The 23,483-nt window shown below is 66.7% G+C and carries 22 protein-coding genes and 2 rRNA genes; 13 read left to right on the top strand and 11 right to left on the bottom strand.

Features of this window, described 5'->3' with window-relative positions; translation table 11 throughout:
- Both rrf (IB256_RS25160) and rrf (IB256_RS25155) read left to right on the top strand, forming a co-directional pair.
- Positions 1-116 (top strand): 5S ribosomal RNA (gene rrf, locus IB256_RS25160).
- Positions 117-221: 105 nt separating this feature from the next.
- Positions 222-337 (top strand): 5S ribosomal RNA (gene rrf, locus IB256_RS25155).
- A gap of 209 nt (positions 338-546) precedes the next feature.
- Here rrf (IB256_RS25155) and IB256_RS25150 read toward each other — a convergent pair.
- The 6 genes from IB256_RS25150 to IB256_RS25125 all read right to left on the bottom strand — a co-directional run bounded on the left by IB256_RS25150 (position 547) and on the right by IB256_RS25125 (position 8,043).
- A complete protein-coding gene (locus IB256_RS25150) occupies positions 547-1,005 on the bottom strand; it encodes a GNAT family N-acetyltransferase (protein WP_192404510.1) in 459 nt (152 codons plus the stop codon).
- A 119-nt stretch (positions 1,006-1,124) separates the two neighbouring features.
- On the bottom strand, positions 1,125-2,342 hold the full coding sequence (gene fabB, locus IB256_RS25145) for a beta-ketoacyl-ACP synthase I (RefSeq protein WP_045208787.1): 1,218 nt from the start codon (positions 2,340-2,342) through the stop codon (positions 1,125-1,127).
- Positions 2,343-2,352: 10 nt separating this feature from the next.
- Positions 2,353-2,868 carry a 3-hydroxyacyl-[acyl-carrier-protein] dehydratase FabA gene (gene fabA, locus IB256_RS25140; RefSeq protein WP_017517389.1) on the bottom strand — a complete coding sequence of 172 codons (516 nt, stop codon included), beginning with the start codon at positions 2,866-2,868 and terminating at the stop codon, positions 2,353-2,355.
- Positions 2,869-3,099: 231 nt separating this feature from the next.
- Positions 3,100-5,016 (bottom strand): ATP-binding protein, encoded by a 1,917-nt coding sequence (locus IB256_RS25135; protein WP_192404507.1) that lies wholly within the window; start codon positions 5,014-5,016, stop codon positions 3,100-3,102.
- Entirely contained in the window at positions 5,013-5,933 is a 921-nt protein-coding gene (locus tag IB256_RS25130) for an ABC transporter substrate-binding protein (protein WP_192295337.1), read from the bottom strand. Before IB256_RS25130 ends, IB256_RS25135 begins: the two co-directional genes overlap by 4 nt.
- Before the next feature lies 1 nt (position 5,934).
- A complete protein-coding gene (locus IB256_RS25125; protein ID WP_318652563.1) occupies positions 5,935-8,043 on the bottom strand; it encodes a TonB-dependent receptor plug domain-containing protein in 2,109 nt (702 codons plus the stop codon).
- A gap of 182 nt (positions 8,044-8,225) precedes the next feature.
- Between IB256_RS25125 and IB256_RS25120 the strand changes: the two genes are divergently transcribed.
- The 11 genes from IB256_RS25120 to IB256_RS25070 all read left to right on the top strand — a co-directional run bounded on the left by IB256_RS25120 (position 8,226) and on the right by IB256_RS25070 (position 18,171).
- A complete protein-coding gene (locus IB256_RS25120) occupies positions 8,226-9,248 on the top strand; it encodes an NAD(P)H-dependent glycerol-3-phosphate dehydrogenase (protein WP_192295338.1) in 1,023 nt (340 codons plus the stop codon).
- Between the two features lie 13 nt (positions 9,249-9,261).
- The gene (locus IB256_RS25115; protein ID WP_138216445.1) at positions 9,262-9,618 is read left to right on the top strand and encodes a DUF4389 domain-containing protein; all 357 of its coding nucleotides are present in this window, start codon (positions 9,262-9,264) and stop codon (positions 9,616-9,618) included.
- Complete coding sequence (sixA, locus tag IB256_RS25110; RefSeq protein ID WP_192404505.1) at positions 9,615-10,079, top strand: phosphohistidine phosphatase SixA; 465 nt, start codon at positions 9,615-9,617, stop codon at positions 10,077-10,079. Before IB256_RS25115 ends, sixA begins: the two co-directional genes overlap by 4 nt.
- Positions 10,080-10,338: 259 nt before the next feature.
- Positions 10,339-12,006 carry an AMP-binding protein gene (locus IB256_RS25105; RefSeq protein WP_192404503.1) on the top strand — a complete coding sequence of 556 codons (1,668 nt, stop codon included), beginning with the start codon at positions 10,339-10,341 and terminating at the stop codon, positions 12,004-12,006.
- 15 nt (positions 12,007-12,021) lie between these two features.
- Complete coding sequence (locus tag IB256_RS25100) at positions 12,022-12,447, top strand: hotdog fold thioesterase (RefSeq protein ID WP_081519161.1); 426 nt, start codon at positions 12,022-12,024, stop codon at positions 12,445-12,447.
- Positions 12,448-12,646: 199 nt separating this feature from the next.
- Positions 12,647-13,450, top strand: coding sequence for an AraC family transcriptional regulator (locus IB256_RS25095; RefSeq protein WP_192404501.1), 804 nt, complete (start codon positions 12,647-12,649; stop codon positions 13,448-13,450).
- Positions 13,451-13,494: 44 nt separating this feature from the next.
- Positions 13,495-14,142, top strand: coding sequence for a LysE family translocator (locus IB256_RS25090; RefSeq protein WP_138216441.1), 648 nt, complete (start codon positions 13,495-13,497; stop codon positions 14,140-14,142).
- Positions 14,143-14,381: 239 nt separating this feature from the next.
- Entirely contained in the window at positions 14,382-15,182 is an 801-nt protein-coding gene (locus IB256_RS25085) for an alpha/beta fold hydrolase (protein ID WP_138216440.1), read from the top strand.
- A gap of 9 nt (positions 15,183-15,191) precedes the next feature.
- On the top strand, positions 15,192-16,052 hold the full coding sequence (locus IB256_RS25080; protein WP_192404499.1) for an alpha/beta fold hydrolase: 861 nt from the start codon (positions 15,192-15,194) through the stop codon (positions 16,050-16,052).
- 83 nt (positions 16,053-16,135) lie between these two features.
- Positions 16,136-17,026 carry a DUF4892 domain-containing protein gene (locus IB256_RS25075; protein WP_405307727.1) on the top strand — a complete coding sequence of 297 codons (891 nt, stop codon included), beginning with the start codon at positions 16,136-16,138 and terminating at the stop codon, positions 17,024-17,026.
- Positions 17,027-17,115: 89 nt separating this feature from the next.
- Positions 17,116-18,171, top strand: a complete 1,056-nt coding sequence (locus IB256_RS25070; RefSeq protein WP_192295343.1) for an AI-2E family transporter — start codon at positions 17,116-17,118, stop codon at positions 18,169-18,171.
- Positions 18,172-18,382: 211 nt separating this feature from the next.
- Here IB256_RS25070 and IB256_RS25065 read toward each other — a convergent pair whose 3' ends face one another.
- From IB256_RS25065 to IB256_RS25045, 5 genes are all read right to left on the bottom strand, one after another.
- On the bottom strand, positions 18,383-19,660 hold the full coding sequence (locus IB256_RS25065) for a CynX/NimT family MFS transporter (protein WP_192404497.1): 1,278 nt from the start codon (positions 19,658-19,660) through the stop codon (positions 18,383-18,385).
- A gap of 43 nt (positions 19,661-19,703) precedes the next feature.
- Positions 19,704-20,351 (bottom strand): FadR/GntR family transcriptional regulator, encoded by a 648-nt coding sequence (locus IB256_RS25060; RefSeq protein ID WP_192295345.1) that lies wholly within the window; start codon positions 20,349-20,351, stop codon positions 19,704-19,706.
- Between the two features lie 128 nt (positions 20,352-20,479).
- Complete coding sequence (gene xopAW / locus IB256_RS25055) at positions 20,480-21,271, bottom strand: XopAW family type III secretion system calcium-binding effector (RefSeq protein ID WP_192404495.1); 792 nt, start codon at positions 21,269-21,271, stop codon at positions 20,480-20,482.
- Between the two features lie 108 nt (positions 21,272-21,379).
- Entirely contained in the window at positions 21,380-22,510 is a 1,131-nt protein-coding gene (locus tag IB256_RS25050) for a sensor histidine kinase (protein ID WP_192295347.1), read from the bottom strand.
- Positions 22,491-23,246 (bottom strand): response regulator, encoded by a 756-nt coding sequence (locus IB256_RS25045; RefSeq protein ID WP_192295348.1) that lies wholly within the window; start codon positions 23,244-23,246, stop codon positions 22,491-22,493. Before IB256_RS25045 ends, IB256_RS25050 begins: the two co-directional genes overlap by 20 nt.
- Positions 23,247-23,483 lie beyond the last annotated feature (237 nt).

Raw genomic sequence — 23,483 nt, 5'->3', positions numbered from 1 at the left:
CTTGACGACCATAGAGCGTTGGAACCACCTGATCCCATCCCGAACTCAGTAGTGAAACGACGCATCGCCGATGGTAGTGTGGAGTTTCTCCATGTGAGAGTAGGTCATCGTCAAGCTCCTATCCCAAGACCCCTGGTCAGCATCGCTGGCCGGGGGTTTTGCTTATTAGTGTAAGCAACCCAAATTCGGATGAGCGCCAAGGCGAGCATCCAACCGAATTGCTTGACGACCATAGAGCATTGGAACCACCTGATCCCATCCCGAACTCAGTAGTGAAACGATGCATCGCCGATGGTAGTGTGGAGTTTCTCCATGTGAGAGTAGGTCATCGTCAAGCTTCTAATTCCAAAGCCCCTGATCAGCGAGAGCTGGTCGGGGGTTTTGTTTTTGGGGCGGAAAAAGCCAATGCGGGAGCCCTATACAGGGCGAGTAACCCGAGACAGGTTATTCGTTGCGATGGCGGATAACGCTTGAGGCGTTATCCGCCCTACGACCGGTGTTTGCCGGAGGTCCGTGAGGGACGCGGTTCGCGGGCATGGCCCGCTCCTACAGGGGAGTGAGGGGCTTGTTCATGATGAGGGTGCGCTCTTCGCCGTGGAGTTGTTCGCGCAGCAGGCGATAGCCGAGGCGGGCGTAGAAGCTTTCGGCGGTGAGGGACGAGGGGACCAGCAGAACTTCTATCCCGCGCTGTAGGGAGGTTTTCTCGACTCGCCGCATCAGCGCCTTGCCGATGCCCTTGCGCTGCTGCTGTGGTGCGATGAAGAGGCTACGCACGGTATGGCCATCCAGGGCGCCAGTGCCGACGATTTCGTCATCCAGTAATGCGACGAACACCAGGCGTTGCTGCAGCAGCTCAATCACCCGTTCAGGCGTGAAGTTCGCCACCACCGATTCGATGACGCTCGCCGGGTAGTCCTGGCCGTTGCTTTCCCTGACGGCCGCGACGATGACCTGGCTGATTGCCTTGGCGTCGCCGTTGTGGGCCTGTCTGATCAGAACATCCATCTGCACGCTTCCTGCTATCTACTCCGCTCATCCTGACGGGATTGGCAGCGCGAGGGTAGGGCGGAATCGCAGGAAACAAAAAAGGCGCCCTGGGGCGCCTTTCCTGTTTGGATCACCGATCAGCCGTTGTGGCGTTTCAGGACCAGGGTGGCGTTGGTGCCGCCGAAGCCGAAGCTGTTGCTCATGACGGTGTCGATCTTCGCGTTTTCGCGGGTCTCGCGCAGGATCGGCAGGTCAGCGACTTCCGGGTCCAGTTCGTCGATGTTTGCCGAGCCGGCGATGAAGTTGCCTTCCATCATCAGCAGGCAGTAGATCGCTTCGTGAACGCCAGCGGCGCCCAGGGAGTGGCCGGACAGGCTCTTGGTGGAGCTGATGGCCGGGGCCTTGTCGCCGAACACTGCACGCACGCCGCGGATTTCAGCGACGTCGCCGACCGGGGTGGAGGTGCCGTGGGTGTTCAGGTAGTCGATCGGGGTATCCACGGTCGACAGGGCCTGCTGCATGCAGCGGATGGCGCCTTCGCCGCTCGGGGCAACCATGTCGTAGCCATCGGAAGTCGCACCGTAGCCAACGATTTCGGCGTAGATCTTGGCGCCACGCTTGAGGGCGTGTTCCAGCTCTTCGACCACGACCATGCCGCCGCCGCCGGCGATGACGAAACCGTCACGCTTGGCGTCGTAGGCGCGGGAGGCCTTTTCCGGGGTGTCGTTGTACTGGGTGGAGAGGGCGCCCATGGCGTCGAACAGGCAGCTCTGGCTCCAGTGTTCTTCCTCGCCGCCGCCAGCGAAGACGACGTCCTGCTTGCCCAACTGGATTTGCTCCATGGCCTGGCCGATGCAATGCGCGCTGGTGGCGCAGGCCGAGGAAATGGAGTAGTTCACGCCCTTGATCTGGAAGGGAGTGGCCAGGCACGCGGAAACGGTGCTGCCCATGGTGCGGGTGACGCGGTATGGGCCGATGCGCTTGACGCCTTTCTCGCGCAGGGTGTCGATGGCTTCCATCTGGTTCAGGGTGGAAGCACCGCCGGAGCCGGCGATCAGGCCGGTGCGCGGGTTGGAGATCTGCTCGGGGGTGAGGCCGGAGTCCTTGATCGCCTGTTCCATTGCCAGGTAGGCATAAGCGGCGGCGTCGCCCATGAAGCGGAAGACCTTGCGGTCAATCAGCTCTTCCAGGTTCAGGTTGACCGAACCGGAAACGTGGCTGCGCAGGCCCATCTCGGCGTAGCTGGGGTTGTGGCGGATGCCAGCACGGCCTGCACGCAGGTTGGCGGAGACGGTGTCTTTGTCATTGCCCAGGCAGGAAACGATGCCCAGACCGGTGATCACGACGCGACGCATGCGGATACCCTTAGAAGCTGTCAGTGGAAGTGAACAGGCCGACGCGGAGGCCTTCGGCGCTGTAGATTTCGCGGCCATCGACGCTGACGGTGCCGTCGGCGATGGCCAGGATCAGCGAACGATTGATCGTACGCTTGATGTGAATGTTGTAGGTGACTTTCTTGGCGGTCGGCAGGACCTGGCCGAAGAACTTCACTTCGCCCGAACCCAGGGCGCGGCCGCGGCCGGGGTTGCCCTGCCAGCCGAGGTGGAAACCTACCAGCTGCCACATGGCATCGAGGCCGAGGCAGCCCGGCATGACAGGGTCGCCCTCGAAGTGGCAGGCGAAGAACCACAGGTCCGGGTTGATATCCAGCTCGGCGACCAGTTCGCCCTTGCCATACTTGCCGCCGACATCACTGATGTGGGTGATGCGGTCGATCATCAGCATGTTCGGGGCGGGCAGTTGCGCATTACCCGGGCCGAAGAGCTCGCCGCGGCTGCAGCGCAGCAGGTCTTCTCGGGTGAAGGCGTTTTGTTTGGTCATGCGAGCTCCTCAAAAATCCTGGATAGCAGGCGTTGTTTGGCTTGTGCCTGCGGCGCCGCGTTCCGTTGTTCTTGTCACGGTGTCATGCGGCAGCCTAGTCATAGACTATTGCCTTTAAGTGAAAGTCACAGCAATCGGCGAACGCTTGTTCACTTTTCGCCGATGCCAGGTTTCCCCGTCGGGACGCAGGCCCCGGGCCGGTCCGCAGTTTGCGGGCAAGCGCTCCGTCGATCAACGACCTGGAGCAACCCAGCGCTGCAGAATCCGCTGCAGCTCCGCGCGTTTGAACGGCTTGGCGAGGTAGTCGTTCATACCTGCTTCAAGGCAAGCCTCGCGGTCGCCCTGCAGCGCGTTGGCGGTGAGGGCGATGATCGGTACCTGTTCGCCACCCGGTTTCGCACGAATCTGCCGGGTGGCTTCGTAGCCGTTGAGCACCGGCAGGCGGCAATCCATCAGGATCGCCGCGAACTCGCTGCGCTCCGAGGTACGCACTGCCTGGGCGCCGTCACCCACCAGCGTGACGCGATAACCCAGGCTGCGCAACATAGCTTCTATGACCGTTTGATTCACCGGGTTGTCCTCCACCAGCAGCACGGACTGACCAGTGGCAAGCGCGTCGCCGCCGTTCGTCCCGTCGTCTGCGGCACTCTGACGCTCCCGGAAGGGCAGGGGAATCTCCAGAGTGAAGGTCGAGCCGCACCCTTCTTCGCTGACCGCACCCAGGGTGCCGCCCATCCGTTCGGCCAGGGTGCGTGCAATTGACAGCCCCAGCCCCGTGCCGCCGTAGCGCCGCGAGGTCGACGAGTCGGCCTGCTGGAAGGCCTCGAACATGTGCTCCAGGCGCTCGCGGGAGATGCCGATGCCGCTGTCCTGCACCGAGCAGCTGAGCCACAGCACTTCGTCGTCCAGCGCCTGCCAGGTGGCTTCCAGGCGCACGCCGCCTTCCTCGGTGAACTTCAGGGCGTTGCCCAGCAGGTTGACCAGGATCTGCCGGATGCGCGTCGGGTCGCCCTGCACCTCGAGGTTGTCGAGGCCGTCCTGCACGTTCATTGCCAGTTCCAGGCCGCGTTGCTGGGCGCTGTGCTGGAAGACCTGGATCGAGCTCTGGATCAGCTCCAGCAGGTTGAACGGGATGCGCTCCAGTTCCAGTGCGCCGCGCTCGACGCGGGAGAAGTCGAGGATGTCGTTGATCACCTTGAGCAGGTGCTCGGTGGATTCGGTGGCCAGCGCGCTGTACTCGGCCTGCTCCTGGTTCAGCTCGGTGGTTTCCAGCAGCTGCAGCATGCCCAGCACGCCGTTCATCGGGGTGCGCAGCTCGTGGCTCATCATCGCAAGGAAATCGGACTTGGCGCGGTTGGCCTCTTCGGCCTCCTCCCGCGCCGCCACCAGTTGGGCGATGCTGCGTTCCTGTTCCAGGCTGGCTTGCTGCAGGCCACGGGCCAGGTTGTTGATGTGCCGGGCGAGGTCGCCGACTTCGCCGTCATCCGGCACCGGCAGGGTGGTGTGGTAGTCGCCGGTCTGGATCGCCTGCACCGCGCGGCCCATGGTGCGGATCGGTGCGGCCAGGCGGCGGGCGAGGCGACGCGCCAGCAGGTAGGTGAGGATCAGCGCGAACAGCGCAAGCAGGCTGGCCTTGAGGAGGATCTCCTGTTGCCGTTCGCTGAAGGCGTCGCTGGCCATCCCGACTACCACGCGGCCGAGGTAATCCCCGCTGGGCGGTGCGGCGGTCGGCAGCATGTCGTTGGAGCTGGCCAGGTCGCTGCCGTCGAGGGCGATGTTCTCGCGCTGGATCGAGGCGTGGAAGATTTCCACCTTGGTGCTCGCCTGCGCGGGATCGGCGGCGTGCTCGACGTAGACGAGGATGTTATCGCCGCGATCGCGCACTTCGATGAAGCGCACGTGGGCGGTGCTCAAGGTCGCCCGCAGCAGGCTCTGCAGCACCGGCAGGTTGCCGGAGATCACTCCGTATTCCGCCGCCGGGGCAAGTTGGTTGGCGATCAGTTGGCCGGTGTGGTTGGACTCCAGGCGCAGGTCCTGCAGACGCGAATACGTGAAGTAGGCGGTCAGCAGGACGGTGAGCAGCAGCGCCGGGCCGAGGCTGATGGCCAGCATGCGCGTCTGGATGTTCCAGCTCTTGCGGGAGCTCATGGTTTCTCTCCTTCGGCAAGGCGCCGCGCAAGTTCCGCGTCGCCTTGCAGGTCGATGCCGAGCGAGCGCGCCACCTGGCGGTTGCTCTGCACCTTGAAGCGTTCGGGGTAGAGGCTGCGGGGCCATTGCTCCGCCGGCTCGTCGAGCAGGGTGTCGAGGGTCTCCAGCCAGTCGCTCTGGTCGCTGTAGGTGCTGGCCAGGCTGCCGGCCTTGACGAAGGCAGCGGTGGGGCCGATCAGCGCCCGGTTCTCGGCGTAGGCGCTGAGGAGGATGCCCTTGATGGTCTGTGCGTTATAAAGCTGTTTGTCGTCCAACCCGAGCAACAGGTCACTGCGACCGAGCAGTTCTCGCAGCGGGCGGCTGTCTTCGGTGCGGGTTTGCAGCTCGCTGACCAGTTCGACGCCGAGTTGATCCGCGCTGCGCTGAAGCTCTTCCAGGAGGAACTCGCTGCTGGGGCCGATCAGCACGCCAATGCGTTGCGGACGTGGGCTGAGTTGCAGCGCCAGTTGCAGCTGGCGTGCCGGTGGCGGGTCGCTCCATAGCAGGCTCAGGTGTGGCGGCTCGCGCTCGCCCAGCACTTGCCGGGCCTCGACACGGCTGACCAGCAGGGTCAGCGCCGGCGGTGCATCGTCACTGGCCAGGCGCCAGTTCAGCGCGCCGCTGCCGAGCAGCAGCAGGCGGGTTTCGCCATCGAGACTGGTGGCGGGCGGCAGGTTCTCCGGGGATTCCAGGCGCACCTGGTCGTGCGGGCGGCGTTGCGCCAGGGCCTCGGCGAAGTCCTGCAGGGCCTGGCTCTGTTCGGTGCTGACCAGCAGGATGTCACGGGCCTGGGCCGGCAGTACGAACAGGCAGGCCAGCCCGAGGAGCAGGGCGCTGAGTAGGGGGCCGGGGCTCGTCCATGAGCGGCGGGCAGACATGCTAGAAGTCCACCTCGGCGCTGAAGTAGAGCAGGTGGCGGCTGTCGTAGCGGTTTTCCGGCCAGGTCAGCGGCTCGTCGTCCAGGCGCTGCTGCAGCACGCCGGCCAGTTCCAGCGCCGCACGGCCCAGGGGAATGCGCTTGGCCACGCGCAGGTCGACGCGCTCGAAGCGGTGCTCGTTCAGTGCATCGTCGCCGTAGTAGAAGACCGAACTCGACCAGCCGCGCCCCCAGTCGCGCATCCAGCCGGCCGAGCCGCTGTTGCGCGCGGTAAGGCGCTGGTCGTAGCGGCTGCTGGCGTCGTAGTCGACGTAGGCGTAGGTCAGGCGCACGCGGTCCTGCCGCGTCAGCCGCCAGTCGAGTTGGGCTTCCGTGCCACTGAAGCGGATGTCGTTGTCGTTGGTCGGTTCGAAGTCGGAGACCTTCAAGGGATCGCTGATCAGCCCGTGGATTTCGTCGTAGTAGGCTTTGATGTCGACCGCGAGCCCGAGTTCGTCGAACTGGCCGTTGTAGCCGATTTCCCGCGAGCGCATGCGCTCCTGGTCGAGATCGCCGGGACCGTGGGCGCGGGCGAAGTAGTAGGCGCTGGACTGGCCGTAGACTGGCGCCGAGAGGTTGCGCACCCGGTAGCTCCAGTTCACGTCGTTCTCGTACATGTCCGGCGAGCGCACCGCTTCGGAGTACACCGCGCGCAGGCTGTGGCGCGGGGTGATCAGGTAGTTGAGGGCGAGGCGCGGGCTGACCGAGCTGCCGGAGAGCTGGTCGTCCTCCACCATTGCGCCGCCCTGTAGCAGCCAGTGCGGCGTCAGGTGCCACTCCAGCTGACTGAACAGGCGCCAGATGTCGTTGTTCACCGTGCCGTCGAAGTAGGTTTCCGAGGTGGCCTGGTCGTGGCGGTAGCTCATGCCGCTGACCAGCCGCACGCCGTCGGCGAGGCTCAGCGTGTCCTGGACTTCGAGGTCGTAGCGGGTTTCGCGGATGTTCTGGTTCACCTGCCCGCAGACCGGCAGGTAGGCACCGGCCGCCAGTTGCTGGACCACCTGCCGGGCCAGTGCCTGCTCCTGCGCGGTGCCGCGGGGAATGCGCGGCAAGGTGTCGGCGAAGTTCTGCACGTACTTCGGATTCATATCCCACAGCTGCGCGAGCTGCGGGCTGAAGGCGATCTGTGCCTCGCAGGCGCCGAAGTCCTGCAGGCGCTCCCAGTGTTCGGCATAACCCTGTACGTAAAGGCTGTGCTCGGGGTTGATGTCGAAGGTCCAGCGCAGGGAGCCGGCGTAGTCGCGCGCGGTCAGGTCGGAGTTGTCGTCGCCGGCGGCGATGTTGCCGAAGATCGGCTCGTAGTCGTAGGGGCGCTGGTTGCTGCCTTCCTTCGCCGCAAGCTGCCAGTCCAGGCTGTTGCGCAGGTCGAGGTTGTGGCTGGCAGTCAGGTTGAAGCGACTCAGGCGGCGGCCGTCGCGGTAGTCGCGGCCAAACTGGTCGTGGTCGAAGCCGTCGTCTTCCTGCCCGGAGAGTGACAGCCGGTAGTCGCCGGAGCGGTCATGGATGCCCTGGCTGGCGTACCAGTCGCGCACGCCGTTCTGCCCGGCGGTGTACTTCAGTCGCGTGCCCTGGCTGTCGGCCGGGTGGCGGGTGAGGATGTTGATCACACCCATCAGCGCATTGGCGCCGTAGCTCACGGCGTTGGGGCCGCGGAAGACCTCGATGCGGTCGATGTCCTCGATGGCCACCGGGATGTCGCTCCAGTCCACCGTGGCCAGGCCTGGGCGGTACACGGAGCGGCCGTCCACCAGTACCTGCAGGCGCCGCGCCTCGGTGACGTTGGTGCCGTGGTAGTTCACCGTCGCCTGGTTGCCCGACAGGTAGCCAACCATCATGCCCGGCACCAGGCGCATCAGTTCGGGAATGTCACGGGCGCCGGATGCCTTGATCAGGTCGCGGTCGAGCACCGTCATGCTGCCAGGGACTTCGGCGGGGGATTGTTTGAGCCGCGTTGCAGTCAGAACTTCAGGGACGTCGAGACTGTCCACGAACAGGTCGCCCGCCACGGCCTCGCCTGCCAGCAAGGCGGCAAGCAGGGAAAGCGGCAGGGGAGCGCGGACGGGACGATGCACGGAACGACCTTGTTCTCGGTTCTTATGGGTTCGGTCAATGTCTACGGCTAGACGTTTTCCACAGGACGGATGTTAAACGAGGCAGCGCTGATTGCCAGTCCCGCGATCCGCACTGGCCGGTCGCCGATGCGGCCTTATAATGCCCCAATCGCCGCCCCTAAGCGGTCACCAATGGAACAGACATGACACAGCAGCAACCGATCGCCGTCCTCGGTGGTGGCAGTTTCGGCACCGCCTTCGCCAACCTGCTGGCAGAAAACGGACAGCGCGTTCGCCAGTGGATGCGCGACGAGGAACAGGCCGAGGCGATCCGCTCCCGCCGGGAGAACCCCAACTACCTCAAGGGCGTGCGCATTCATGACGGCGTGGAGCCGACCACGGACCTCGCCGCGACTCTGGCAGAGTGCGAGATGATCTTCGTCGCGGTGCCTTCCAGCGCCCTGCGCAAGGTGCTCGACGGCCGAAGCGAGGAGCTGGCGGGCAAGATGCTGGTCAGCCTGACCAAGGGGATCGAGGCGCAGAGCTTCAAGCTGATGAGCCAGGTGCTCGAAGAGATCGCGCCGAAATCCCGCATCGCGGTAATCTCCGGTCCGAACCTGGCGCGCGAGATCGCCGAGCATGAGCTGACCGCCACTGTGGTCGCCAGCGAGGACGAAGACCTCTGCGCCCAGGTGCAGGATGCGCTGCACGGCCGCACCTTCCGCGTCTACGCCAGCGGCGACCGCTTCGGCGTCGAACTGGGCGGCGCGCTGAAGAACGTCTACGCCATTATTGCCGGCATGGCCGCCGCGCTGGGCATGGGAGAGAACACCAAGGGCATGCTGATTACCCGCGCCCTGGCGGAGATGACCCGCTTCGCCGTCCAGCTCGGCGCCAACCCCATGACCTTCCTCGGCCTGGCCGGCGTGGGCGATTTGATCGTCACCTGTTCGTCACCCAAGAGCCGTAACTATCAGGTGGGTTTCGCCCTGGGCGAAGGCCTGACCCTGGAAGACGCCGTGGCGCGCATGGGCGAGACCGCCGAGGGCGTGAACACCCTCAAGGTGCTCAAGGCCAAGGCCGACGAGCTGCAGGTCTACATGCCACTGGTGGCCGGCCTCAACGCCATCCTGTTCGGTGGCCGCACCCTGGAGCAGGTCATCGGCGCGCTGATGAGCGGCGAGCCGAAGACCGACGTCGATTTCATTCCCACCACCGGTTTCTGAGGAGGTATCGCTCATGTCCGCTGAACATCCGTCCGCTCAACGTCAGGAAAAGGAATCCCTGGTCCTGCGCGTCGTCTGGATGCTGGTCTTCGCGCTGGTCTGGTTCGTCGCCGAGATGATCCTCGGCGCCGTGGTGATCATCCAACTGATCTACCGCATCATCTACGGCGCTCCCAGCGGCAGCCTGATGGGCTTCGGTGACAGCCTGAGCCAGTACTTCGCGCAGATCGGCCGCTTCGGCACCTTCCAGACCGAAGAGAAGCCCTGGCCGTTCGCCGACTGGCCGACCGCCCATACGCCCGAAGGCGAGGCCCCGCACGATGTGCCGCCGGCGCCGCACCCGGTGCGCGACGAGGAGCCCAAGCTTTGAAGCTCTGGCTGCTCCGTCATGGTGAAGCCGAACCCCAGGCCCGCCGCGACTCCGAGCGCCGGCTGACGGCACACGGCGTCAAGGAAGTGCTGAAAAGTGCTGCCCAGCTCGCCGGCCAGCCGCTGGACGGCATCCTCGCCAGCCCCTACGTGCGCGCCCAGGAAACCGCCGAACTGGTCCGCGAGGCGCTGGGTTTCGAGGGAGCCGTCGGCACCGCGCCCTGGCTGACCCCGGACGACGATCCGAAGGACGTGCTGCGCTTCCTCGACGGCCGCAACGAGCAGAACCTGCTGCTGGTCACCCATCAGCCGCTGGTGGGCGCGCTGGCCGGCCTGCTGGCGCATGGCAGCCGCAGCGACGCCGTGCCGTTCAGCACCGCCACCCTGGCGGAGCTGGAAGGCGAGGTGCCGGTGGCGGGGCTGATGGAGCTGGTGTCGCTGCACCATCCGCGGCATTCCTGAGGCAGACAAGTCTCCGCGAAAAGGCCCCGCAAGGGGCCTTTTGCATTTCCGGCGCCGGCAAATCGTGCCTGGATGTTTCCGCGCGAGGCCCGTCGCAGAGCGCCTGGAGCCCATCCTTCGGCTAAATCCTACAAAAGTTCACACGACCAGCCTTGTCTGCCGCTGCGCTGCGTGGAATATTCAACCAAGCAAGTGCTTGGTTGATCCATCGCTATATCCCTGAGCTACACCTCTGACAACAAGAACAAAGGAGGGGCACGTGGTTAAAGCAGTCCGATTACCACTCGACCTGTTCTATCAGCGCGAGAAGAGCCACCCGAACAAACGCTACCTGGTGCAACCGCTGACCGGCGGAGAAGTGCAGACCCTGACCTGGGGCGAGGTGGGCGAGCAGGCCCGTCGTGCCGCGGCCTGGCTGCGCAGCCTGGACCTGCCCGAAGGCAGCCGGGTGGCGATCATTTCGAAGAACTGCGCGCACTGGATCGTCGCCGATATCGCCATCTGGATGGCTGGCCACGTCTCGGTGCCGCTGTACCCCAATCTAACCGCCGATTCTGTGCGCCAGGTGATGACCCACTCCGAAGCGCGGGTGGCCTTCATCGGCAAGCTGGACGACTGGCCGGCGATGGAGGGCGGCATTCCCGACGGCGTGCCCACTGTTGCCCTGCCGCTGCACCCGCAGGGCCACTTCGACCAGCAGTGGAACGACCTGCAGCAGCAGGCGCCGATCAGCGACGATCCGCGCCCGGACGCCGCGACGCTGGCGACACTCATCTACACCTCCGGCACCACGGGCACGCCCAAGGGCGTAATGCACACCTTCGGTAACTTCGCCTTTGCCGCCAGCCATGCCATCGACCTGTTCGGCGTCGGCGAGGAGGACCGCCTGCTGTCCTACCTGCCGCTGTGCCACGTGGCCGAGCGCATGTTCGTGCAGATGGCATCGATCTACGCCGGGCAGACGATCTTCTTCGCCGAAAGCCTGGACACCTTCGTCGCCGACATGCGCCGCGCGCGGCCCACGGTGTTCTTCGGCGTGCCGCGCATCTGGACCAAGTTCCAGATGGGCGTCTACGCGCAGATGCCGGCGCAGAAGCTCGACCGCCTGTTGCGCCTGCCCATCGTCGGCCGCCTTGTGGGCCGCAAAGTGCTTGCCGGCCTTGGCCTGGACGCCGTGCGCTTCGCCCTGTGCGGGGCTGCGCCGGTTCCCGAGGCGCTGCTGGGCTGGTACCAGCGCCTGGGCCTGAACGTGCTCGAGGTCTACGGCATGACCGAGAACTGCGGTTATTCCCACGTCTGCCGGCCGGGTGAGCAGCGGGTCGGTTGGATTGGCCGCAACAGCCCCGGCGTGGAAGTACGCATCAGTGACGAAGGCGAGGTGCAGGTACGCAGCGGCGCGACCATGGTCGGCTACTTCAAGGACCCGGAGCGCACCGCCGAGACCATCACCGAAGACGGCTTCCTGCGCACCGGCGACAAGGGCGAGCAGGACGCCGAAGGCCACCTGCGCCTGACCGGCCGCATCAAGGAAATCTTCAAGACCGCCAAAGGCAAGTACGTCGCTCCGGCGCCCATTGAGAACCGCCTGGCTGTGCATTCGCGGATCGAGCAGATCTGCGTGGTCGGCGACGGCCTGATCGCCCCGCTGGGCCTCTGCGTGCTTTCCGAAGTCGGCCGCCAGGAAGCCGCCAACGGCTCGCGCAGCCAGCTGGAGCAGAGCCTGCAGGAGCTGCTGACGGAGGTGAATGATGCGCTGGACAAGCACGAGCGCCTGGCCGGGCTGGTGCTGGTCAAGGACGTCTGGACCGTGGACAACGGCTTCCTCACGCCGACCCTGAAGATCAAGCGCAACGTGGTGGAAGGGACCTACGGCAAGCGCTTCAATGAATGGGCGGAGCGCCGCGAGGCGGTGCAATGGCATGAATGACAGAAGGAATGCGGAATGACCTGGCGCACCACGCCCGACCTGGAAAAGCTCAATGCGAACCTGAAGAACACCATCGGTGAAGTGCTCGACATCCGTTTCGAGGCGTTCGACGACGACTCGCTGACCGCCAGCATGGTGGTGGATTCGCGCACCCACCAGCCCTACGGACTGCTGCACGGTGGCGCCTCGGTGGTGCTGGCGGAAACCGTCGGCTCCACCGCCAGCTACCTGTGCCTGGACAACAGCAAGTACTACTGCGTGGGCCTGGAAGTGAACGCCAACCACCTGCGCGGCCTGCGCAGCGGGCGGGTGACGGCGGTGGCCAAGGCGGTGCATATCGGCCGCTCGACCCACGTCTGGGAAATCCGCCTGCATGGGGATGACGGCAAGCCGAGCTGCATCTCGCGCCTGACCATGGCGGTGGTGCCGCTGGAGCGCTGAGCCTGCGCCTGCGCCGTAGGATGGCGTGGAGCGAAGCGATACCCATCGATCCCTGCACCAGCAGCATGGGTATCGCCTAGGCCCCACCCATCCTGCAAAGGCGCTCACTGTGGTTACATCCGTCAGTAGGAGCAGCGCCGCCCGGCACCCTCGCAATTTTGTCCAAGACCCGCCGTTCCCGCGCCGGTAGAGTAGGCCCATGGAACGCATCGAACACCACAGCAGCGGCCTGCCCGGCGTCCGTTTCATCGACGCCGAGTACCGCCGTTTTGCCTTTCCCCGGCACTTTCATCTCGACTACCACGTCGGGCTGATGCTGGACGGCTGCCAGCGCTACACCCATCGCGGTGAACGCTCGCTGGCCGGGAATGGCGACATCCTGCTGATGAGCCCCGAAAGCATCCACGACGGTTCCAGCGAAGGCGAGGACGGCTACCGCATCCGCGTGCTGTCCATCGACCCGCAATGGCTGGACGACGCCTGCCGCGCCTTCAGCGATGGCCGCCAGGGCGCGCCGCGCCTGACTGCCGCTCAGCTGCGCGATCCGCTGCTGCAGGTCGAGCTGCAACGCGCACACGCCCTGATGCTCGGCGGCGAGCGGCTGGCGCAGGAAGGCCAGCTCTGGCAAGCGTTGGCCGCACTGCTGGAGCGCGCCTCCAGCCTGCGCATCCGCGAACCGGGGCAGGGTTTCGACGCCGTGACCTGGGCGCGTATTCGCGAGTGGCTGGAATCGCGCCTGGAAACCCCGCCGACCCTGGAAGAGATCGCCGAGTTCTGCGACCTCAGCCCCTGGCAGGTGCTGCGCCGCTTCCGCCACCAGTGCGGATTGCCGCCGCACCAGTGGCTCACCCAGCTGCGCCTGGAACGTGCGCTGCCGCGGGTGATCAAGGGCCAGCCGCTGTCGGAGATCGCCCTGAGCCTGGGCTTCTATGACCAGGCGCACTTCAGCCGCCTGTTCCGCCGTACCTACGGATTGCCGCCCGCGCGACTACGCCAGCGCTGATCCGCCACCCAATCTCGTTTTCTTTCCCACTGGAGAATCCCGCCATGCAGGAGGTTCACGTCTTGCTCATGCTCACCGCCGTGTTCGCGGTCGCCCTGGTCAGTCCCGGCCCCGACGTCGCGCTGGTGGTGCGCACCTCGCTGCACCAGGGCCGCCGCGCCGGGGTGCTCAGCGCCCTCGGGCTGGCCTGCGGCATCCTGGTCCACGGCACCCTGGTGCTGACCGGCGTGTCGTTGCTGCTCAGCCGCTCGCCGCTGCTGTTCAGCGCGCTGCAACTGGTGGGCGCGGCCTACCTCGGCTGGCTCGGCATCGGTGCACTGCGTGCGTTGCGCAAGCCGGGCGGGGCAGGGCGCATCGACGGCGAGTTGTCCGCATCGAAGCTCGGGCCCTGGCTGCGCGGGCTGGCGACCAACCTGTTCAACCCCAAGGCGCTGGTGTTCTTCCTCGCGCTGCTCAGCAGCCTGATCCCGGTGGGCATGTCGGCGCCCGGCAAGGTCTCGGTGGCAGTGATGCTGTTCGTCGTCGGCTTCGCCTGGTTCAGCCTGCTCAGCGTGATCCTCACCCGACCGCTGTGGCAGCAGCGCCTGCTGCGCGCGGTGCCGGTGATCGACGGCGCTTGCGGGCTGGTGTTCCTGCTGGTGGCGGGCGGCATCCTGTTCAGCGTGGTGAATCACGCGGCGCATTGGGTGTGACGCGCTTGGCTTGAGGGTATCGGCGGATAACTTGTTCCAAGTTATGCGCCCTACGATGGGGTTCCCGTAGGGCGCATAACCGCTCGCGGTTATCCGCCGATAGCGGGCGGATCAGGGCAAATCCGCCGGAGCGCCATGGAGTTTGGCCGTAGTGCCGTCATTCGCGGGAGCACGGGTCATTGCCGCGCCCCCGGTGCTGTCGGAAAATTCAGGCTGTCATTCCCCTGAGTTCACGCAGCATGTCGCAAGCGGTCTTCTTCGCCCACGCCAACGGTTTCCCCTCGGGGACCTACGGCAAGTTGTTCGATGCCCTGGAGCCGGATTACCGGGTCCATCGGCTGGACATGCACGGCCATGACCCGCGCTTCCCGGTGAACGCCAACTGGGAAAATCTGGTGGAAGAGCTGCTGCATCACCTCGAGGCGCTGGACGAGCCCGTGTGGGGCGTCGGCCATTCCCTCGGCGGCGTGCTGCATTACCACGCGGCGCTGCGCAAACCCGAGCTGTACCGCGGCGTGGTGATGCTCGATTCGCCGCTGCTGACGCTGGCGGACCAACTGGTGATCCGCGTCGCCAAGCGCTTCGGCTTCATCGACCGGCTGACGCCCGCCGGCCGCACCCTCGGCCGCCGCGAGGACTTCGACGACTTCGCCGAGGCGCTGGAATACTTCGCCGGTAAGCCGCTGTTCAAGCGCTTCGACCGCGATTGCCTGGAGGCCTACGTGCGCCACGGGCTGGCGCCGGTCGACGCGCGCGGCCTGCGGCTGAAGTTCGATCCGGCCACCGAGATCTCCATCTACCGCAACGTGCCGCATACCGCGCCGGGGCGTGCCAAACAGTTGGCCGTGCCGCTGACCATGGTGCGCGGCCGCCACAGCCGCGTGGTGCTGCCGCACCATGCCCGCCTGATCGGCCGCATCCCCATGGGCGAGAGCCTGTCGCTGCCGGGCGGCCACATGTTCCCGCTGGAGCGCCCGCAGGACACCGCCGCGCTGCTCAAGACCGTCTTCGCCCGCTGGCAACAGCGCGCCAACGCCTAAGGAATCGCCATGACCGCCAAAGTCCAGGAAATCCGCCTGAACCTGCCGCACATCGAGATGGCCGCACACCTCTTCGGCCCGGAAGACGGCCGCCCGGTGATCGCCCTGCACGGCTGGCTGGACAACGCCATGAGCTTCGCCCGCCTGGCGCCCAAGCTCGAAGGTGTGCGCATCCTCGCCCTGGACTTCGCCGGCCACGGCCATTCCGGCCACCGCGCGCCGGGGGCCAGCTACCTGCTGTGGGACTACGCGCTGGACGTGCTGATGGTGGCCGATCAGATGGGCTGGGAGCGGTTCTCCCTGCTTGGGCATTCCATGGGGGCCATCGTTTCGGTGTTGTTGGCCGGCGCCATGCCCGAGCGTATCGAGCGCCTCGCTCTGATCGACGGCCTGGTACCCTACACCGGCGAGCCGGACACCTCGCCGCAGAAACTCGGCGAAGCGTTACGTGCCCAGCTGGCCCTGCCGAACAAGCGCAAGCCGGTCTACGAAGCCATCGACCGCGCCGTGGAAGCGCGCATGAAAGGTGTCGGCGCGGTCAGCCGAGAAGCGGCGGAGTTGCTGGCCTCCCGTGGCCTGGTGCCGGTACCCGGTGGCTACACCTGGCGCACTGATGCACGCCTGACCCTGCCGTCGCCGCTGCGCCTGACCCGCGCCCATGCGCGACAATTCGTCCACTCCGTGCAATGCCCGACCAGCCTCGTGCTGGCGCAGCAGGGTCTCATGCTGGTCGAGCCAGCCACCCGCGAGCTCCTGAAAGACAGGCCCTTCGCGGTCCATGAGCTGCCCGGCCAGCACCACCTGCACCTGGATGACGAGGCGGGTGCCGAAGCCGTCGCGGCGATCTTCCGACCCTTCCTGCAGGCCTGAGGGAAACACCCCGTAGCGCCCTGCGGCTTGACTAAAGCGGGGCCGGCCGCGACGCTGCACGGATCGCTTCAGGGAGATTGTGCATGCTCGACATCCAGACCGCCGCGCGCCAGGGGCCGGAAAACCCTCACTTCGTCAGGACCGACGCGCACCGGATGTCACGGCTGCTTCGCACGCTGCTCGCCGGCGGCCTGCTCGGTTTCGCCAGCCTCGCCGGCGCTGCCGACCTGCCTGACAGCCACGACCTGGAAATACTCCCGCGCTTCCCGCGCTCGGAGATCGTCGACTTCAACCAGACCGCCAGCCAGGAACGCATCTACCCGCAGGGCTCGATCAGCCGCATCAGCGGGCGCCTGCGCATGGAAGGGGAGGTGCGCGCCATCGGCGACCTGACTGCCGTGACCTATCGCCTGCCCGACGAGGATTCCAGCCAGAGCGCCTTCGCCGCCGCGCGCAAGGACCTGCTCAAAGCCGACGCTACGCCGCTGTTCTGGTGCGAGAGCCGTGACTGCGGCTCCAGCAACCTGCTGGCCAACTCGGTGTTCGGCAACTCCAAACTGTTCGGTCCGGACGACCAGCAGGCCTACCTGCTGGTGCGCCTCGCTGCGCCCCACGAGAACAGCCTGCTGGCGGTCTACACCATTACCCGTGGCAACCGCCGCGCCTACCTGCATGCCGAACAGCTGGACAGCACCGCCGCCCTCGGCGAACTGCTGCCCAGCCCGGCGACCCTGATGCGCCTGCTCAAGGCCAACGGCGAGCTGACCCTCAGCCACGTGCCGCAGGAGCCGGGCGGCGCCTGGCTCGACCTGCTGGTGCGCACCCTGCGCCTGGACACCGGCGTGCGCGTCGAACTGGCCGGCCAGCACGCTGGAGACTGGCGCGCCGCGCTCACCGCCCAGGGCGTACGCGATGCGCGGCTGGAGCAGGGCAAGGATGACGGTGACGGTCTGCACCTGACCTGGCTGCGCTGACTTCCCTGAACTGATTCTCCATGCTGAATATCCTACGTTGAGAGCGGAAACGCCCTACACTGGGGCTTTCGAGCCAACCGGGGATTCCAATGTTCGACAACGATCGCCTGTTGCTGCGCCTGCTGTTGCTCGGCCTGCTGGGCGCGAGTATCTGGGTGCTGCTGCCGTTCTGGTCGGCGCTGTTCTGGGCTGCCGTGCTGGCCTTCGCCAGTTGGCCGCTGATGCGTCTGCTGACGCAGTTGCTGGGCGGTCGCCAGGCCTCTGCGGCGGGCTTGCTGACCATCGGCTGGATCGTGCTGGTGGCGCTGCCGCTGGTGTGGCTGGGCTTCGGCCTGGTCGACCGGGTGCGCGAAGGCGTCGAGCTGGTGAAGAACCTGCAGGTGTCCGGCCTGCCGCCGCCACCTGAGTGGATGGCGCGGGTGCCGCTGATCGGCGACCGGCTGATCGGCTGGTGGTACCAGGCCGACCAGCAGGGCGTGGCGATGTTCTCCGCGCTCAAACCGTACATGGGCGAGGTCGGTAACTGGGCCCTGGCGCGTAGCGCCAAGCTGGGCGCGGGCATCTTCGAACTGGTGCTGAGTCTGGTGCTGATCTTCTTCTTCTACCGCGATGGCCAGCGCCTGCAGGCGTTCGCTCATGGCGTGCTGGAACGCCTGATCGGCGCCGCCGCGCAGCAGTACATGGACATCATCGCCGGCACCGTGCAACGGGTGGTCAACGGCGTGATCGGCACCGCCGCCGCCCAGGCCGTGCTGGCCACTATCGGCTTTCTCATCGCCGGGGTGCCGGGGGCGCTGGTGCTCGGCCTGCTGACCTTCGTCTGCAGCCTGCTGATGGTGCCTCCGCTGGTGTGGGGCCCGGCCGTGATCTGGCTGTTCTACCAGGAGAGCTACGGCTACGCGGTGTTCATGGCGATCTGGGGCTTCTTCGTGATCAGCGGCGTGGACAACATCCTCAAGCCCTACCTGATCAGCCGCGGCGGCAACCTGCCGCTGGTGGTGGTGCTGCTGGGCGTGCTCGGCGGCTTGCTCAGCTTCGGCTTCATCGGCCTGTTCCTCGGCCCGGTGCTGCTGGCGGTGGTCTACAACCTGGTCAGCGCCTGGGTGGCCAGCTCGCAACGGCCGCCGCCGCCGCCGGTGGTTTGATGGTTCGGAGCGGGTTTTTGCCTTCCCCCCGGCCCTCTCCCTGAAGGGAGAGGGGGCAGCCGGCAGCTCCGGTGTTCATCGTAAGCGCTGTTCGCGAGCAAGCTCGCTCCTACAGGCAAGATCTCTGCGTAGGGCGAATAACCCGGAACGGGTTATCCGCCGCCATGGCGGATAACGCCTGGGGCGTTATCCGCCCTACGATCCTGCGAAGTCAGACGTGCTCGCTCTTCACCTGCACCAGCTTGTCCCGCCCGGCGCCCAGGCCGAAGACGATCCCCGCTACCGTCACCACCACGAAGATCACCCCGGTCGCTGCCCAGCCGCCGGTGGCGTCGTGCACCACACCGACCAGGAACGGCCCGCAGGCTGCCAGGGTGTAGCCCACGCCCTGGGCCATGCCGGAGAGGTTGGAGGCGATGTGGGAGTCCGGCGAGCGCAGCACGATCAGCGCCAGCGCAATGCTGAAGGTGCCGCCCTGGCCGAGGCCGAGCACCACCGCCCAGCCCCAGATGCCCGAGAGCGGAGCGAACAGCAGGCCGAGCAGGCCGGCCAGGGTCAGGGCCATGACGATCACCACGGCGATGCGCTGGTCCTTGCCACGGGTGGCCAGCCAGGGCGCTGCGAGGGCGCTGAACAGCTGCACCATTACCGAGCCGGAGAGCACCAGCCCGGCCTCCACCGCGCTCAGGCCACGGTCGATGAGGATCGACGGCACCCAGCCGAAGACGATGTAGGCCAGCGAGGACTGCAGGCCCATGTACAGCGTCACCTGCCAGGCCAGCGGGTCGCGCCACAGGCCTTTCACCTTGTACACCGCGCGGTGGGCGTGGTGGATCTGGCGGGTCTGCGGCAGCCAGATCGCCGCGGCGACCACAGCGGGGATGGCCCAGAACGCCAGCGCCAGTTGCCAGCTATTGTCCATCAGAGTCGCCAGCGGCACGGTGGAGCCGGCCGCAGTAGCGGCGCCCAGGCACAGCGCCATGGTGTAGACGCCGGTCATGGTCCCGGCGATGTGCGGGAAGTCGCGCTTGACGATGCCCGGCAACAGCACGCCGATGATGCCGATGCTGGCGCCGGCCACCAGGCTGCCGAGGAACAGCCCGGCCACCGGGAACAGGCTACGCAGGAAGATGCCGCCGGCCAGGGTGAAGAGGATCAGCAGGACGGTGCGCTCGGCGCCCAGGCGTCGTGCGAGCATCGGCGCCAGCGGTGCGAACAGGCCCAGGCAGAGCACCGGCAGGGTGGTCAGCAGGCCCGCAGCGGCAGCGGACAGGCCGGTGCCGTCACGCACGGTGTTGAGCAGCGGCGAAAGGCTGGAAAGCGCCGGGCGCAGGTTGATCGCCACCAGCACCAGGCCCAGCAGCAACAGCCAGGTGCGTTGCGGGCGTGGCGCGGCTTTAGCGCCGTCGTCCTCGGCGTCGATCAGCAGTTCTTCGGGCGGGCAGGACACCTTGTGCTCGGTGTCTTTCGGGTCATTGGGCAAGGACATGGTGGGCATTCCAGGGCAGCAAGGCAGATGAAAGCATTCAGAGTCAGATCAGCAGCGCGCGGTTCGCTTTTGCGGCTGCGTCGGCGTCGCCACGGGCGATGGCATCCACCAGCTCGCGGTGCAGTTCGAAGCTCGGTTGCGGCCGGTTCGGGTCGCTGATGGTGCGCTCCAGGCCGGCGCGGATCACCTGCGAGAAGTAGCGGTACAGCTCGCTGAGCACCGGGTTGTGGGCGCTGTCCACCACGCGCTGGTGGAAGGCCAGGTCGTGGGCGATGTACTCATCCAGCGCACCGCCGTGATGAACGGCGGAGGTCTCCAGCGCTTCGCGCAGGGCAGCGAGGTCGGCTTCGGTGCGGCGCTCGGCGGCCAGTCGGCTGGCTTCCACTTCGATGACGCCGCGCGCTTCCAGCGCCTGCTCCACCGAGCTGCGGGCCAGCACCAGCATGGTGTCCAGCGGGTTGGCGCGGGCGCGCACATAGGTGCCGTCGCCCTGGCGCACTTCCAGCACGCCGGAGAAGGTCAGCACGCGCACTGCTTCGCGCACGGTATTGCGGCTGATACCGAGGGACTCGGCCAGTTCGGGTTCCGGCGGCAGGCGCTGGCCCAGCGGCCAGGTGCCGTCGTCGATACGCAGGTGGATCTGCTCGAGGGCGATGTCCACCAGCGAGCGCTTCTGAATGGGGCTTGGCATGGAAACATCCAATCATCGGATGAATTTTAGGTGGCCAAGATTAGGACAGTTCGGTGTTGGCTGGCAATGCGGGGAGAAGAGAAGGCCGCCGGAGCGGGGGGCGCTCCGGCGGTGGGCATCGACGCGGATCAGGCGGCGATGTTCACCAGGCTGCCACTGGTCGCCTGGAGGGCGGTGACTTCGCTGCTCTGGTACTGCTTGAGCAGGTTGGCCACCAGCTTCTGGTAGGCGGCGCCCGTGTTGGCGCTGGTCGAGGAAGCGCTGGAGGCGGTGGTCGTCGAGCTGTCCGAAGCACTGCTGGCGGAATCGTCGGACGAACCGCTGGAGGCCGAAGCCGGCGGGGGCGGCGGCGGGCCGTCCGGGCGTTGGGCCTGCAGTGCGCTGGAGAGTTCGTCGCTGCTGATGGAGCCGCTGCCGTCGGCGTCGAGCTGGCTGAACAGTTCGCTCAGGCGCGCGCTATCGTCGTCGCTGCTGCCCAGGGCGGAGAGCTCGTCGCTGCTGATGCTGCCGTCACCGTCACTGTCCAGCGCGCTGATCAGGTCTTCGGCGGAGTCGCCCATACCGCCCATGCCACCCATGTCGCCGGGCGGCGGGGGAGGCGGGGGCATGGCCGCTGCCAGTTCGTCCTGGGAGATGCCGCCGCTGCTGTCGCTGTCCAGCTCGCTGAGCAGGGCGTCGATGTCGATGTCGCTGCTGTCCGAGTCATCGCTGGAGGACAGCGCGCTGGTCAGTTCGTCCTTGCTGATGCTGCCGTCGCCATCGCTGTCGATGGACTTGAACAGGTCTTCCTGGAATTTCGCCGCGCCCTGGGAACCGCCAGTGCTACCGCTCTGCGTCGCGGTGGTGCTGGTGGCGGTCTGGGTCCGGGCGAGCGAGCTGGTGTAGTAGCTCGCATAGCTGCTGCTCACGCCGCTGATCATGGGAGAGTCTCCGTGGTTGCCGAAGCGGAGGGTTCTCCGCTGATGACAGCCTCGGGTCCGCCTGTGTCGCGGGTTTGTGCGCTTTGTTTGCTGGCCGCTACAACGGCGTTACGCCGTTGTGCTTCTGGGCAGGCGCAGCACGGCGGTGGCGCCGCCGCCGGGGGTTTCCTCGAAGGTCAGGTCGCCGCCCTGGCGCCGCGCGGCATCGCGGGCGATGGAAAGGCCCAGGCCGACGCCGCCGGAATTGCGGTTGCGCGAGCCTTCCAGGCGGAAGAACGGTTCGAACACCTGCTCACGCAGCTCTGAGGGGATGCCCGGGCCGTGGTCGCGGACGCGGATTTCCACTTCGCGGGTGCCGTCGCGCAGCTCGATGCTGACATCACCGGCGTAGCGCAGGGCGTTGTCCAGCAGGTTGTTCAGGCACGAACGCAGCGCCATCGGCTGGACCTTGAGCGGCGCGCAGAAGCCTTCCACGCCGACATCGGCGCCGCGCTCGCAGGCGTCCTCGGCCAGCGAATCGGCCAGGGCCTTCACGTCGAACCACTGCAGCGGTTCGCTGGCGCGCTCCTGCTGCAGGTAGTGCAGGGTGGAATCGAGCATGCCGATCATCTCGGCCAGGTCCTGGCCGATGCGGGTGCGCAGCTGCGGGTTGTCGATTTCCTCGACGCGCAGGCGCAGCCGCGACAGCGGGGTGCGCAGGTCATGGGACACCGCCACCAGCATGCGGCTGCGCTGCTGGACCTGTTCGCGGATACGTTCGCGCATGCGGTTGAAGGCGTGGGCGGCCTGGCGCGCTTCGCGCGGGCCGGTTTCCGGCAGCGGCGGGCTGTCCAGGTCCTCGGAGAGGCGCAACGCGGCGTCGCCCATGCGCTGCACCGGGCGGGCGAGCAGGCGGGCGCCGATGCCGGCGGCGAGGATCAGGGCCAGCAGCTGGAAGGCGAACGGCGCGCTCCAGAAGGGCAGGCGCGGCGGCGGGGGAGGCGGCGGGCGGAACCCCTCGGGGCCGGGCGCGAAACCTTGCGGCGGTGGACCGCGTTCGAAGCCCTGCTCCGGCGGCGGGGGTGGCGGCATGTCGGGCCGGTGCGGGCCGTAGTGGTGGAACCAGGCGAAGGCCAGCAGGTGCGCGACCACGATGGCCAGCAGGAACACCCCGAACAGCCGGGCGAACAGGCTGTCGGCACGCTCCAGGGGTTTTTCCTTCGCGCGCTCGGGCGCGGACTCAGGCGATATCGCGGACATCGAACAGGTACCCTTCGCCGCGCACGGTCTTGATCAGCCTGGGCGAGCGCGGATCGTCGCCGAGCTTCTGCCGCAGGCGCGAGACCAGCAGGTCGATGCTGCGGTCGAAGGCCTCGATGGCGCGGCCCCGGGCGGCATCCAGCAGCAATTCGCGGTTGAGCACCCGCCGAGGGCGTTCGAGGAACACCCAGAGCAGGCGGAATTCAGCATTGGACAGAGGGACCACCAGGCCATCGGGCGCATGCAGCTGGCGCAGCACACTGTCCAGGCGCCACTGGTCGAAGCGCACCTGGGCGCGCGGTTCGCCGCGGGTGCCTTCCTCGCTGGTGAGGCTGGTGCCGCGCACGCGACGCAGGATGGTCTGGATGCGCGCTACCAGTTCGCGCGGCTCGAAGGGCTTGGCCATGTAGTCGTCGGCGCCCAGTTCCAGGCCGATGATGCGGTCCGCCGGTTCGCAGCGGGCGGTGAGCATGAGGATCGGGATGTCCGACTCGGCGCGCAGGTAGCGGCACAGGGACAGGCCGTCTTCGCCGGGCAGCATCAGGTCCAGCACTACCACGTCGAAGCTTTCGTTCTCCAGCGCGCGGCGCATTTCGACGCCGTCGGCGACGCCGTGGGTCTCGATGTTGAAACGCGCGAGGTAGCCGCAGAGCAGTTCGCGGATCGGCTCGTCGTCATCCACCAGCAGGGCACGGGTAGTCCAGCGGCGTGGGTCGTCGGTAGTGGTCGGGTACATGAAGAAACCTGTCGCGGGAAAACGTGGGGCAGGATGGCCAGGGGCCGCCAGGGGGCATGCGACGTTCGCATGCTAACCCGTCATCGCGTGCGCGGGCCATGGTCGGCGAGGCTGCGGTACGCGGGTGTCGCCAGCGTGTCCGCTCTGTATCGGGCTCGATACAAAGCCTTCCGGTCACCGCGCCAGAGCGGTTTTTTACGCTTTCTTTATGCCGCCCGCCGGGGCTGGGAATCGCTC

Source organism: Pseudomonas sp. PDM17 (genome assembly GCF_014851985.1).
In the GTDB taxonomy this organism is placed as follows: domain Bacteria; phylum Pseudomonadota; class Gammaproteobacteria; order Pseudomonadales; family Pseudomonadaceae; genus Pseudomonas.
Note: the sequence above shows the minus strand (reverse complement) of the source record. Positions and strands in the feature narration are given on the sequence as shown.

Excerpts from the sequence above, each read along its gene's own strand:
- IB256_RS25150 (WP_192404510.1), bottom strand. The coding sequence starts at position 1,005 with ATGGATGTTCTGATCAGACAGGCCCACAACGGCGACGCCAAGGCAATC.
- fabB (WP_045208787.1), bottom strand. The coding sequence starts at position 2,342 with ATGCGTCGCGTCGTGATCACCGGTCTGGGCATCGTTTCCTGCCTGGGC.
- fabA (WP_017517389.1), bottom strand. The coding sequence starts at position 2,868 with ATGACCAAACAAAACGCCTTCACCCGAGAAGACCTGCTGCGCTGCAGC.
- IB256_RS25135 (WP_192404507.1), bottom strand. The coding sequence starts at position 5,016 with ATGAGCTCCCGCAAGAGCTGGAACATCCAGACGCGCATGCTGGCCATC.
- IB256_RS25130 (WP_192295337.1), bottom strand. The coding sequence starts at position 5,933 with ATGTCTGCCCGCCGCTCATGGACGAGCCCCGGCCCCCTACTCAGCGCC.
- IB256_RS25120 (WP_192295338.1), top strand. The coding sequence starts at position 8,226 with ATGACACAGCAGCAACCGATCGCCGTCCTCGGTGGTGGCAGTTTCGGC.
- IB256_RS25115 (WP_138216445.1), top strand. The coding sequence starts at position 9,262 with ATGTCCGCTGAACATCCGTCCGCTCAACGTCAGGAAAAGGAATCCCTG.
- IB256_RS25100 (WP_081519161.1), top strand. The coding sequence starts at position 12,022 with ATGACCTGGCGCACCACGCCCGACCTGGAAAAGCTCAATGCGAACCTG.
- IB256_RS25095 (WP_192404501.1), top strand. The coding sequence starts at position 12,647 with ATGGAACGCATCGAACACCACAGCAGCGGCCTGCCCGGCGTCCGTTTC.
- IB256_RS25090 (WP_138216441.1), top strand. The coding sequence starts at position 13,495 with ATGCAGGAGGTTCACGTCTTGCTCATGCTCACCGCCGTGTTCGCGGTC.
- IB256_RS25085 (WP_138216440.1), top strand. The coding sequence starts at position 14,382 with ATGTCGCAAGCGGTCTTCTTCGCCCACGCCAACGGTTTCCCCTCGGGG.
- IB256_RS25080 (WP_192404499.1), top strand. The coding sequence starts at position 15,192 with ATGACCGCCAAAGTCCAGGAAATCCGCCTGAACCTGCCGCACATCGAG.
- IB256_RS25075 (WP_405307727.1), top strand. The coding sequence starts at position 16,136 with ATGCTCGACATCCAGACCGCCGCGCGCCAGGGGCCGGAAAACCCTCAC.
- IB256_RS25070 (WP_192295343.1), top strand. The coding sequence starts at position 17,116 with ATGTTCGACAACGATCGCCTGTTGCTGCGCCTGCTGTTGCTCGGCCTG.
- IB256_RS25065 (WP_192404497.1), bottom strand. The coding sequence starts at position 19,660 with ATGTCCTTGCCCAATGACCCGAAAGACACCGAGCACAAGGTGTCCTGC.
- IB256_RS25060 (WP_192295345.1), bottom strand. The coding sequence starts at position 20,351 with ATGCCAAGCCCCATTCAGAAGCGCTCGCTGGTGGACATCGCCCTCGAG.
- xopAW (WP_192404495.1), bottom strand. The coding sequence starts at position 21,271 with ATGATCAGCGGCGTGAGCAGCAGCTATGCGAGCTACTACACCAGCTCG.
- IB256_RS25050 (WP_192295347.1), bottom strand. The coding sequence starts at position 22,510 with ATGTCCGCGATATCGCCTGAGTCCGCGCCCGAGCGCGCGAAGGAAAAA.
- IB256_RS25045 (WP_192295348.1), bottom strand. The coding sequence starts at position 23,246 with ATGTACCCGACCACTACCGACGACCCACGCCGCTGGACTACCCGTGCC.